Annotated in this window: 9 protein-coding genes; 7 read left to right on the plus strand and 2 right to left on the minus strand. The window is 73.8% G+C overall.

Going from position 1 to position 12188, the window contains the following annotated elements:
- Positions 1-29 precede the first annotated feature (29 nt).
- The 7 genes from kdpB (at position 30) to IG74_RS0116430 (ending at position 10811) form a co-directional block, all read left to right on the plus strand.
- Positions 30-2270: a potassium-transporting ATPase subunit KdpB gene (gene kdpB / locus IG74_RS0116400; protein WP_078868807.1), complete on the plus strand. Its 2241-nt coding sequence runs from the start codon at positions 30-32 to the stop codon at positions 2268-2270.
- Between the two features lie 407 nt (positions 2271-2677).
- A complete protein-coding gene (locus IG74_RS0116405) occupies positions 2678-3487 on the plus strand; it encodes an SDR family NAD(P)-dependent oxidoreductase (RefSeq protein ID WP_030676739.1) in 810 nt (269 codons plus the stop codon).
- Between the two features lie 122 nt (positions 3488-3609).
- Complete coding sequence (locus IG74_RS0116410; protein ID WP_051854944.1) at positions 3610-4428, plus strand: GNAT family N-acetyltransferase; 819 nt, start codon at positions 3610-3612, stop codon at positions 4426-4428.
- A 106-nt stretch (positions 4429-4534) separates the two neighbouring features.
- On the plus strand, positions 4535-6397 hold the full coding sequence (gene mutA, locus IG74_RS0116415; RefSeq protein ID WP_030676746.1) for a methylmalonyl-CoA mutase small subunit: 1863 nt from the start codon (positions 4535-4537) through the stop codon (positions 6395-6397).
- Positions 6394-8649 carry a methylmalonyl-CoA mutase gene (gene scpA, locus IG74_RS0116420; protein WP_051854945.1) on the plus strand — a complete coding sequence of 752 codons (2256 nt, stop codon included), beginning with the start codon at positions 6394-6396 and terminating at the stop codon, positions 8647-8649. The genes mutA and scpA overlap by 4 nt, the downstream gene beginning before the upstream one ends.
- A 12-nt stretch (positions 8650-8661) precedes the next feature.
- On the plus strand, positions 8662-9762 hold the full coding sequence (meaB, locus tag IG74_RS0116425) for a methylmalonyl Co-A mutase-associated GTPase MeaB (RefSeq protein ID WP_234334344.1): 1101 nt from the start codon (positions 8662-8664) through the stop codon (positions 9760-9762).
- Positions 9759-10811, plus strand: coding sequence for an enoyl-CoA hydratase/isomerase family protein (locus IG74_RS0116430; RefSeq protein ID WP_030676753.1), 1053 nt, complete (start codon positions 9759-9761; stop codon positions 10809-10811). The genes meaB and IG74_RS0116430 overlap by 4 nt, the downstream gene beginning before the upstream one ends.
- Before the next feature lie 34 nt (positions 10812-10845).
- Here IG74_RS0116430 and IG74_RS0116435 read toward each other — a convergent pair whose 3' ends face one another.
- On the minus strand, positions 10846-11286 hold the full coding sequence (locus IG74_RS0116435) for a hypothetical protein (protein ID WP_030676755.1): 441 nt from the start codon (positions 11284-11286) through the stop codon (positions 10846-10848).
- 83 nt (positions 11287-11369) lie between these two features.
- Positions 11370-12107 carry an ABC transporter permease gene (locus IG74_RS0116440; protein WP_030676757.1) on the minus strand — a complete coding sequence of 246 codons (738 nt, stop codon included), beginning with the start codon at positions 12105-12107 and terminating at the stop codon, positions 11370-11372.
- Positions 12108-12188 lie beyond the last annotated feature (81 nt).

Genomic DNA, 12188 nt, shown 5'->3' on the forward strand with positions numbered 1-12188 from the left:
GGTCTCCCTGCAGAAAGTCACCTTCACCGATGCTTCCCGCCGCCTCGCAGCAGGCTCCTTCCCCGCCCGAAGACCCCGTAGGAACCGAAGGCCCCGTAGGAACCGACGGCCCCGTAGGACCCGACACCCCCGAGGGCGGGTCCGGGCGCGGCCCGCGGCTCCGGCCCGGCCGTCGGCACCGGGCCGGCACCGGTGGACTCGTCGACCCTGTGCAGCTGTTCACGTCGCAGCTCCTCACGTCTTTCCCCGACGCCGTGCACAAGCTGCGGCCGCGCGCGCTGGTGAAGAACCCCGTCCTGTTCGTCGTGGGGTGCGGCGCGGTCATCACCACGGGCTCCGCCGTGCTCCACCCGTCGGTGTTCTCCTGGGTCATCAGCGGCTGGCTCTGGCTCACGGTGGTCTTCGCGAACCTCGCGGAGGCCGTCGCCGAGGGCCGCGGCAAGGCGCAGGCACGGGCCCTGCGCAAGGCGCGTACGGACACGGCCGCCCGCCGGCTGCGCCACAACTGGCGCATGGGCATGGACATCGCGGGCGCCGAGACGGAGTCCGTCGCCGCGACCGAGCTGCGGCCCTTCGACTTCGTCGTGGTCGAGGCGGGCGAGCTGATCCCGGCCGACGGCGACGTCGTGGAGGGGGTCGCGGCGGTCGACGAGTCCGCCGTGACCGGGGAGTCGGCGCCGGTCATCCGCGAGTCGGGCGGCGACCGCAGCGGCGTCACGGGCGGTACGACGGTCCTCTCCGACCGGATCGTCGTGCGTGTGACCTCGCGCTCCGGGCACTCCTTCCTCGACCGCATGATCTCGCTCGTGGAGGGCGCGTCCCGGCAGAAGACGCCCAACGAGATCGCCCTGAACATCCTCCTCGCGGCGCTCACCGTCGTCTTCGTCCTGGTCGTCGTGGCGCTGCAGCCGATGGCGTCGTACGCGGACGCGGCGCAGCCCACGACCGTGCTCGTCGCGCTCCTGGTGACGCTGATCCCGACGACGATCGGCGCGCTCCTCTCGGCGATCGGCATCGCGGGCATGGACCGGCTCGTGCAGCGCAACGTGCTCGCGATGTCGGGCCGCGCGGTGGAGGCAGCGGGCGACGTGAACACGCTGCTCCTGGACAAGACCGGCACGATCACGCTCGGCAACCGCGAGGCGGACGCGTTCCTCGCGCTGCCCGGCGTCGACGAGACGCACCTCGCGGACGCCGCGCAGCTGTCGTCGCTCGCGGACGAGACGCCCGAGGGCCGCTCCATCGTGGTGCACGCCAAGGACGCGTACGGTCTGCGCGCCCCGGCCAGGGGCGAGCTGGCCAACGCCACGTTCGTGGAGTTCACGGCGCAGACCCGGATGAGCGGCATCGACCTGCGCTGGGACAACGGCGCGGCCTGCGCGATCCGCAAGGGCGCCGCCGCCCAGGTGATCAGCTGGGTGGAGCTGCGCGGCGGCCACGTGCCGCCCGAGGCACGGTCGTTCGCCGCCGCGGTGGCGGCTGCGGGCGGCACGCCGCTGCTCGTCGCGGTGCACGACTGGGACGGGCCGCGCGTCCTCGGCGTCGTCCGTCTGAAGGACGTCGTGAAGGACGGCATCCGTGAACGGTTCGCCGAGCTGCGCCGCATGGGCATCAGGACCGTGATGATCACCGGCGACAACGCGCTCACGGCGCGCGCCATCGCCCGGGAGGCGGGCGTGGACGACTTCCTCGCGGAGGCCACGCCCGAGGACAAGCTCGCCCTGATCAAGAAGGAGCAGGAGGGCGGCAAGCTCGTCGCGATGACCGGCGACGGCACGAACGACGCGCCCGCGCTCGCGCAGGCCGACGTCGGCGTCGCCATGAACACCGGCACCTCGGCCGCCAAGGAGGCCGGGAACATGGTGGACCTGGACTCCAACCCCACCAAGCTCATCGACATCGTCGAGATCGGCAAGCAGCTGCTCATCACGCGCGGCGCCCTGACCACCTTCTCGATCACGAACGACGTGGCGAAGTACTTCGCGATCATCCCGGCCATGTTCGCGAGCGCCTATCCGGGCCTCGAGTCGCTCAACGTCATGGGGCTGCACAGCCCGAAGTCGGCGATCACCTCCGCGATCATCTTCAACGCGCTGATCATCGTCGCGCTGATCCCGCTGGCGCTGCGCGGCGTCCGCTACACGCCCGCGTCGGCGCACGACCTGCTGCGCCGCAACCTCGCGCTGTACGGGCTCGGCGGGCTCGTCCTGCCGTTCCTCGGCATCAAGCTGATCGACCTGGCGGTCTCCGCGCTTCCCGGGCTCGGCTGACCCGCGCCCCGCTCCCCCGCCCCGCGCGCCAGCCGTATCAGGGCCCCGTCAAGGAGCGCACGGACGGCTTGAAGCCCCGCTCAGGGGCCAGTTGGATGAGTGTCGTGAACAGCTTCGCGCGCCATGACGACCGGCCGCCTCATACGGCGGTGCCGGTCGCGCGCCCGTACTCGTGACGGGGCGCTGACTCCGCACCGCACCAGCCGCACCGCAGCAGCCACACGCCCCAGCCGCATCGCAGCAGCCGCACCACAGCCGCCCTGCCGCACCAGGCGTGCCCACGCGCACCAGCCGTGCCGCACCCGCCGTGCCCGGCGCCCCTGACCGGCGTTCACGCCCCCCTTCACCCCGCATGCCCCGCCCCCGCCGGGGGCCTCCTCGGCATGCCCCGACCCAGGAACACAGCCATGTCCTCTGCCTCCCTGTCCGGCCGCACCGCGCTCGTCACCGGCGCCACCTCCGGAATCGGCTTCGAGACCGCCCGCCTGCTCGCCGAGCGCGGCGTCACCGTCCTGCTGCACGGCCGCACCGCCGACGAGGCCCGGGCCGCCGCCGACGCGCTCGTCGCCACGGCCCGCCCCGACGCGCCGCGCCCGTGCCCCCTCGCCGCCGACTTCACCCGCCTGGAGGAGGTCGAGCGGCTCGCGCGGCACGTCGTCGCCGACCACCCCCACCTGGACGTCCTGGTGAACAACGCGGGCATCGCGGCCCCCGAGCGGCACACCGTCACCGCCGACGGCAACGAGATCGCCTTCCAGGTGAACTTCCTCGCGCACTACCTCCTGACCAGCCTCCTTGAGCCCGCCCTGACCAGCGAGCGGGGCGGCCGCGTCGTCAACGTGTCCTCGTCGCTGCACCGCACGGCGTCGATCCAGTGGAACGACCCGAACCGCGCCCGCCGCTACTCGCGCCTGGCCGCCTACGCCCAGTCGCAGCTCGCGCTCACCGTCTTCGCCGCCGATCCGCGCGTGACCGCCGTGTCCGTGCACCCGGGCGCGTGCGACACCGCGCTCCTGCCGCTGTACGCGCACGAGGGCGCGTCCGCCGCCGAGGGCGCCGCCCACGTGGTGCGCCTGTGCGACCCGGCCGTCGAGATCGTCAACGGCGCGTACTACGACCGCGACGAGCGCGTCGAACCCGCCGCGGCCGCCCTGGAGGACCGCACCGTCAAGCGCCTCACCAAACTCGCCGACCTGCTGGTCGGCCACGCCTCTTGAAGGGAGCGCCGGACACCGCGCCCGGCCCGGTCGCCCCCTCGCGCGGCCCGGCCGGGCGTGTCCCGCCGCGTGCGCCCTCTATCCTCTCGATCGCTCGTTGACACCCCTGGAGGACGGCTTCCGTGATCCCGCTCGCGCCGCGTCAACTTCCCCCTCTCTCCGACTGGTTCGCCATCGGGGCGCCCGGTACCGCCGCCCTGCCCGAGCACGCCCTGGCGCACGGCGCAGGACAGTGGTGGGCGGACCGCGCCGAGGCGCCGCGCGCGCTCGCGGTGGCCTGCGCCGGGCACGTCCTGCTGCGCGGCGACCCGCGCGCGGTGACGCCGGCGGAGCTCGCGCCGTTCGCGGCAGGCCACGTCGAGGCCCCGTTGCGCTTCCTGCCCGTGCTCGGCGCCGCCTTCGAGCGCCTGGTGCCCGTCGAGCGCATGGTCTACGTCCACCGGGAGCCCGTCGCCGTCCAGCGCCCGCCGCGCGGGGTGCGGATCCGCCGGGTCACGGCGGGCGACGCGGCCGCGCTTGCCACGCGGTGGCCCGGCTCCGACTGGATCCACGACAGCTGGGGCGGCGCCGAGGGGCTCGCCGCCTCCGGCCACGCGGTCGCCGCCTTCGACCGCGGCGGCCGGGTCCTGTCCGTCGCCTGCTCCTACTTCGCGGGCGCCGCCTACGAGGACGTGGCCGTCGCCACCGCGCCCGCGCACCGCCGCAAGGGACTCGCGCACGCCTGCGTGACCGCGCTCACCGCGGACATCGCGGCCCGGGGCCGCACCGCGAGCTGGTCCTGCGCCCGCGACAACCGCCCCAGCCGCCTCCTCGCCTGGACGACGGGCTTCCGGCTCGCACGCGAATACACACGATTCGCCACCGGCGCTCCCCTACCTCAATCGGCGGCATTGGGCAAGCCCCTCCCGGACCCCACATCACCCCTGATGCCCCTTCTGTGACGTGCGGCAATAGCGTTCCGGCCGCCCGACTTCAAGAGCATCCGAAGAGTCCAAGGTCACAGCCGTGCCTCGGCCTCAGGTGCCGAATCCGCCCTAGCATCGACGCATGACGGTCCTGCCTGATGACGGGCTTTCGCTGGCCGCCGATTTCCCTGATGCGACCCATGAGCAGTGGCAGCGCCTGGTGGAAGGCGTACTGCGTAAGTCGGGCAAGGACGTATCGGGGGCGGCGGCTGAGGAAGCGCTGTCCACCGCACTCGAGGACGGGCTCAGCACCCGCCCCCTGTACACCGCCCGTGACGCCGTGGCCGACGTGGGCCACCCAGGCTTCGCCCCCTTCGTGCGGGGCGGCTCCGCCGCGGGTGGCGCCGCCACCGGGTGGGACGTACGCCAGCGGCACGCGACGAGCGACCCCGGGCGCACGAACGAAGCGGTCCTCGCCGACCTGGAGAACGGCGTCACCTCGCTGTGGCTGGCCCTCGGCCCGGACGCGCTGCCCGTGTCCGGCCTTGAGCGGGCGCTCGACGGGGTGTACTTGGACCTGGCGCCGGTCGCCCTCGACGCCGGCGCGGCGTACGAGGGGGCGGCGCACGCCTTCCTCGGGCTCGTGGACGCTGCGGGTGTCGCCAAGAGCGCGGTACGCGGCACCCTCGGCGCCGATCCGCTCGGACACGAGGCGCGTACGGGCGAGGAGTTGGACGCGGCCGCGGCCGTCGGGCTCGCGCGGCTCACCGGCCGTGAGTACGGCGGCCTGCGGGCCCTGGTCGTGGACGCGCTGCCCTACCACGAGGCGGGCGGCTCGGCCGCGCAGGAGCTCGGCGCCTCGCTCGCGACCGGCGTGGCGTATCTGCGGCTCCTCACGGACGCGGGCCTGTCGCTCCACGAGGCCTGCGCTCAGCTGGAGTTCCGCTACGCGGCCACCGCCGACCAGTTCCTGACCATCGCCAAGCTGCGGGCGGCGCGGCAGCTGTGGGCCCGGGTGGCCGAGGCCTGCGGCGACGCGGACGCGGGCGCCCAGCGCCAGCACGCGGTCACGTCCCCGGTGATGATGGCCCGCCGCGACCCGTGGGTGAACATGCTGCGGACGACGGTGGCCAGCCTGGCCGCCGGAGTGGGCGGCGCCGACGCGGTCACGGTGCTGCCGTTCGACCACGCCCTGGGCCAGCCGGACGCGTTCGCGCGCCGGATCGCCCGCAACACCTCGACGATCCTCCTCGAGGAGTCGCACCTGTCGCGCGTCATCGACCCGGCGGGCGGCTCCTGGTACGTGGAGCGCCTGACCGCCGAACTGGCCGACGCGGCCTGGGCGTTCTTCCAGGAGATCGAGCGCGCGGGCGGCCAGGCGGCGGCCCTGCGCTCGGGCCTGCTCGGCGAGCGCCTCGCGGCGACCTGGGCCGAGCGCAGCCGCAAGCTCGCCAAGCGGCGCGAACCGATCACCGGCGTCAGCGAGTTCCCGCACCTCGGCGAGAAGCCGGTCGAGCGCGAGCCCGCCCCCGCGGGGCCGACCGGCGGACTGCCGCGGGTGCGCCGTGACGAGGCGTACGAGGCGCTGCGCTCCCGCTCGGACGCGCACCTCGCGGCCACCGGCGCCCGGCCGAAGGTGTTCCTGGCCGCGCTCGGCCCGGCCGCCGCGCACACCGCGCGCGCCACGTTCGCCGCGAACCTCTTCCAGGCGGGCGGCGTCGAGCCCGTCCACGACCCGGTGTCGGTGACCGCGGAGACCGCCGCCGACGCGTTCCGCGCCAGCGGGGCGACGATCGCGTGCCTGTGTTCGAGCGACGCGCTGTACGCCGATGAGGCGGCGGCCGTCGCGGCCGCACTGCAGGCCGCGGGCGCGCGGCGGGTGTTCCTCGCGGGGCGGCCCGGCGAGGCCACCGAGCACGCCGCCGTCGACGCGTACGTCTTCGCCGGCTGCGACGCCGTGGCCGTGCTGTCCTCCACCCTCGACCTCATGGGAGTGGCGCCATGACGATCCCCGACTTCTCCGGCATCGGCCTGGGGGCGGGCGCGCCGCCGCGGGGCTCCGCCGAGCAGTGGCGCGCCGCCGTCGAGTCGGTCACCGGCAAGGACGCGGACGACCTGCTCTGGGAGACGCCGGAGGGCATCGCGGTCAAGCCGCTGTACACCGGCGCGGACGTGGAGGGCCTGGACTTCCTGGGCACGTACCCGGGCGTGGCGCCGTATCTGCGCGGGCCGTACCCGACGATGTACGTGAACCAGCCGTGGACGATCCGCCAGTACGCGGGCTTCTCCACCGCGGAGGAGTCCAACGCCTTCTACCGGCGCAACCTGGCCGCCGGGCAGAAGGGCCTCTCGGTCGCCTTCGACCTGCCCACCCACCGCGGCTACGACAGCGACCACCCGCGGGTGACCGGCGACGTCGGCATGGCGGGCGTGGCCATCGACTCGATCTACGACATGCGCCAGTTGTTCGACGGCATCCCGCTGGACAGGATGACCGTGTCGATGACGATGAACGGCGCGGTGCTCCCGGTGCTCGCGCTGTACATCGTCGCCGCCGAGGAGCAGGGCGTGCCGCCGGAGAAGCTGGCGGGGACCATTCAGAACGACATCCTCAAGGAGTTCATGGTCCGCAACACCTACATCTATCCGCCCAAGCCGTCCATGCGGATCATCTCCGACATCTTCGCGTACACCTCGCAGAAGATGCCGCGGTACAACTCCATCTCGATCTCCGGGTACCACATCCAGGAGGCCGGGGCGACGGCCGACCTGGAGCTGGCGTACACCCTCGCGGACGGCGTGGAGTACCTGCGGGCGGGGCGGGACGCGGGTCTGGACGTGGACGCGTTCGCGCCGCGGCTCTCGTTCTTCTGGGCGATCGGCATGAACTTCTTCATGGAGGTCGCCAAGTTGCGGGCGGCGCGCCTGCTGTGGGCCAAGCTGGTCAAGCAGTTCGACCCGCAGAACCCGAAGTCGCTGTCGCTGCGCACGCATTCGCAGACGTCCGGCTGGTCGCTCACCGCGCAGGACGTGTTCAACAACGTGACGCGCACGTGCGTGGAGGCCATGGCCGCCACGCAGGGCCACACCCAGTCGCTGCACACCAACGCCCTCGACGAGGCGCTCGCGCTGCCCACGGACTTCTCCGCCCGCATCGCGCGCAACACCCAGCTGCTCATCCAGCAGGAGTCGGGGACCTGCCGGGTCATCGACCCGTGGGGCGGCAGCGCGTACGTGGAGCGGCTCACCTACGACCTGGCCCGCCGCACCTGGCAGCACATCCAGGAGGTCGAGGCCGCGGGCGGCATGGCGCAGGCCATCGACGCGGGCATCCCGAAGCTGCGCGTCGAGGAGGCCGCGGCCCGTACGCAGGCGCGGATCGACTCCGGCCGCCAGCCGGTGATCGGCGTGAACAAGTACCGGGTGGACAGCGACGAGCAGATCGAGGTCCTGAAGGTCGACAACTCCTCGGTGCGTACGCAGCAGATCGAGAAGCTGCGGCGGCTGCGCGCCGAGCGCGACGACGCGGTCTGCCAGGACGCGCTGGCCAAGCTGACGGCGGCGGCCGAGCGCGGCTCCGGCACCGGCCTGGAGGGGAACCTCCTGGCGCTCGCCGTGGACGCGGCCCGCGCGAAGGCGACGGTCGGCGAGATCTCCGACGCCCTGGAGAAGGCGTACGGACGGCACGCGGGCCAGATCCGTACGATCTCCGGTGTGTACCGCACCGAAGCAGGCCCGTCGCCGTCCGTGGCGCGCACCCGCGCGCTGGTGGAGTCCTTCGAGGAGGCCGAGGGGCGCCGTCCGCGCATCCTGGTCGCCAAGATGGGCCAGGACGGCCACGACCGCGGCCAGAAAGTCATCGCCACGGCCTTCGCCGACCTGGGCTTCGACGTCGACGTCGGCCCGCTGTTCCAGACGCCCGCCGAGGTGGCGCGCCAGGCCGTCGAGGCGGACGTGCACATCGTGGGCGTCTCCTCGCTGGCGGCCGGGCACCTGACGCTGGTGCCGGCGCTGCGCGAGGAGCTCGCCGCCGAGGGCCGCGAGGACATCATGATCGTCGTGGGCGGCGTGATTCCCCCGCAGGACGTGCCGACGCTCCTGGAGATGGGCGCCGCGGCCGTGTTCCCGCCGGGCACGGTGATCCCGGACGCGGCGTACGACCTGGTGCGGCGGCTCGCCGAGAGCCTCGGCCACGCACTGGCCGCCGACGGTCCCGGGGACGAACAGACCGCCGACGGTCCCGGGAACGGGCTGTGAGCCGCTGACCCCATGGCACCGACGATCGATCTCGACAGTTATGTGAAGGGCGTGCTCGACGGCAAGCGCGCGCACATCGCGCGCGCGATCACGCTCGTGGAGTCCACCAAGGCCGAACACCGCGTCCTCGCCCAGCGGTTGCTGACGCAGCTCCTTCCGCACGCGGGGCGGGCGCGGCGCGTCGGCATCAGCGGGGTGCCCGGCGTCGGCAAGTCGACGTTCATCGACGCGCTCGGCACGATGCTCACCTCGCTGGGCCACCGGGTCGCGGTGCTCGCCGTCGACCCGTCGTCGACGCGCACGGGCGGTTCCATCCTGGGCGACAAGACGCGCATGGAGCGCCTGGCCGTGGACCCGATGGCGTTCGTGCGCCCCTCCCCCACGGCGGGGACGCTCGGCGGCGTGGCCAAGGCGACCCGGGAGTCCATCGTGGTGATGGAGGCCGCGGGCTACGACGTGGTGCTCGTGGAGACCGTCGGCGTGGGCCAGTCGGAGACGGCCGTCGCCAACATGGTCGACTCGTTCCTGCTGCTCACCCTCGCCCGTACCGGAGACCAGCTGCAGGGCATCAAGAAGGGCGTCCTGGAGCTCGCGGACGTCATCGCGGTCAACAAGGCCGACGGCCCGCACGAGCGGGACGCGCGCTCGGCCGCCCGCGAACTGGCGGGCGCGCTGCGCCTGATGCACGGCAAGGACGCGGTGTGGACGCCTCCGGTGCTCAGTTGCAGCGCCCGTGAGGGCTCGGGGCTCGACACGCTGTGGGAGCGCCTGGAGCAGCACCGCGCGCTCCTCGACTCCACCGGCCGCCTCGCCGCCAAGCGCCGCGACCAGCAGGTCGACTGGACGTGGACGATGGTGCGCGAGGAGCTGCTCGGCCGTCTGTACGCGCATCCCGACGTGCGGCGCCTCGCACCGGACCTCGAACGGGGCGTGCGCGAGGGGACGGTGACCGCGACGACCGCCGCGGAGCGGATCCTGGCCGCGTTCCAGGACCCCGGGGCGCCGGGTGGCGCCGCCGACGGGAGCACCGGGCCGCGCCCGGCCCCGCAGAGCGCCCCGCCACCGAGCCCGGCCCCGCACGACGCACCACCGAAGGACGGAACCACCTCGTGAGCCACGACGCACCACCTCCGGTCCTGCTGCGCACCGAGGGCCGCGCGGCCCACGTCGTCCTGAACCGGCCCCGCGCGCTCAACGCCCTGGACCACACCATGGTCCGCCTGATCGACGACGCGCTCACCGCGTGGGAGCGGGACGACGCGGTGGCGACGGTCGTGGTGTCCGGCGCCGGGGAGCGGGGCCTGTGCGCGGGCGGTGACATCCGTGCCGTGCGCGAGGACCTCCTCGCGGGCGGCGGCGCCGCGTCGGCGGCCTTCTGGCACGACGAGTACGTGCTCAACTCCCGCATCGCGCACTACCCGAAGCCCTACGTCGCCCTCATGGACGGCTATGTGATGGGCGGCGGCGTCGGCGTCTCGGCCCACGGCGGCGTGCGGGTCGTCACGGAGCGCTCGCGGGTCGCCATGCCCGAGACGATCATCGGCTTCGTGCCCGACGTCGGCGGGACGTACCTGCTGTCGCGGGCGCCGGGCGAGCTGGGCACGCATCTGGCCCTGACCGGTGCGTCCGCGGGTGCCGCGGACGCCCTGCTGTGCGGGCTCGCCGACCACTACGTGCCGTCCGGTCGGCTCGCGGACCTCACCGCCGCGCTCGCGGACGGCGAGGCGGCGGACGTGGTGGCCCGGTTCGCCGAGGCCGCGCCCGAGGGCGAGCTGGCCGCGCACCGGGAGTGGATCGACTCCTGCTACGCCGCCGGGTCCGTGGAGGAGATCGTCGACCGGCTGCGAAGCTGTGGCGAGCCGGCGGCGAAGGAGGCCGCGGAGACGCTGCTCTCGCGCTCGCCCACGTCCTTGAAGGTCACGCTCGCCGCCGTGCGCCGGGCCCGTGCCCTCGGCTCCCTGGAGGCCGTGCTGCGCCAGGAGTACCGCACGTCGTGCGCGTGTCTGACCTCCCCGGACTTCCCCGAGGGCGTACGCGCCCAGGTCGTGGACAAGGACCGCAGGCCCCGCTGGTCCCCCGCGAGCCTCGCGGAGGTGGGGGACGCGGAGGTGGCGCGCTTCTTCCTGCCGTCCCCGTACGGGGAGTTGAAGCTGGGGAGCTGAGCCGGTGCCGTGGCGACGACCGGTGCGGTCGGCGCTACGGCGGGTCGGTCTCGGTGATCACCGCGAGGAGTTGCAGCGCGTCCCAGCCGCCCCAGCGCGCCACGCCGAGGGCTATCCAGTGGGCTTCGGCCCGCCACAGGTGGACGTCGGGGACCGTCTCGCTGAGGGTGGCCCAGGGCTCCGGCACGTCGCCCGAACCGGCCACGACGCGGGCGAAGGCGCTGGCGAGGCTGAAGACGTGGGGCTCGCCCCAGCGCGCGGTCAGCAGCACGGTGAGCGCGTCGCGCTCCGCCTCGTACTGCTCCTCCACGGCGTCGCGGGCCGTGCCGTCGTCGTCCTCCGCCGTCTCGTACGTGCGTAACTCCGCGATGTGGAAGCCGGGTCCGGCGCGACCGGCCTCGGACCTGCCGGGCGCCTCGGGGAAGTCCCGGGCGCGCAGCAGGTCGATCGTCGCGATGTGCTCTGCGCTGCTCATGCGGTCCAGTAAAGCGGCCGCCACTGACAATCAGTCACCAACAGCGAGCGGGCGACGGGCCGTCGGGGCTTCCGGGCCGCCGGTCAGGCGTCCCTGCGGCGCACCGCCCACCAGCCGGCGAGCAGCGCGGCGGCCGCCCAGGCCGCCGTCACGGCGAGCCCCGCCCACGGGCCGAGCACGCCCGTGGGGTCCTCGTGCAGGACCTGCTGCCCGGCCTTGTCGGGCAGGAACTGCGCGGCACCGCCCGCGACGTCGCCGACCACGAAGGACACGATGAGGATGAACGGGATCAGCAGGCTGAGCACGACCGCTCCGCTGCGCAGCAGCGTGGTGAGGCCCGCCGCGAACAGCGCCATCAGGGCCAGGTAGACCCCGCCGCCCAGGCAGGCGCGCAGCGCTCCGGGGTGGCCGAGGCCGATGGCGTACTCCCCCAGGAAGGCCTGGCCCGCGAGGAACGCGCCGAAGCAGGTGGCGAGGCCCACGACCAGGGCCGCCGCGCCGACGACGGCGGCCTTCGCGGCGTAGAACAGGCCCCTGCGCGGGACGGCCGCGAGCGAGACGCGCAGCGCCCCCGTGACGTACTCGGAGCCGACGGCGGCCGTGCCGAAGCTGATGGCCGCGATCTGGCCGAAGTTGAGGGCGTAGAAGGCGTCGAAGACGGGTTCGGCGTCGGCGTTGTCGGCCTCCGCCCTGCCCACGGTGGCGAACGCGAGGACGGTGATGGCGAGGGTCGCGGCGAACACCGCGAGGAGCGGGACAAGCGCCGCCCGCAGCGACTTGATCTTGATCCACTCGGAGTGGAGTACGGCGGCGGTCGACATGGTCAGGCCTCCTGGTGGGTCGTGGTGGTCGCGGAGCCGGTGGTACTGGTGGGGCCTGTCGTACTGGTGTGGTCTGTAGTA

Source organism: Streptomyces sp. NRRL B-1347 (assembly GCF_000720325.1).
Classification (GTDB): domain Bacteria; phylum Actinomycetota; class Actinomycetes; order Streptomycetales; family Streptomycetaceae; genus Streptomyces.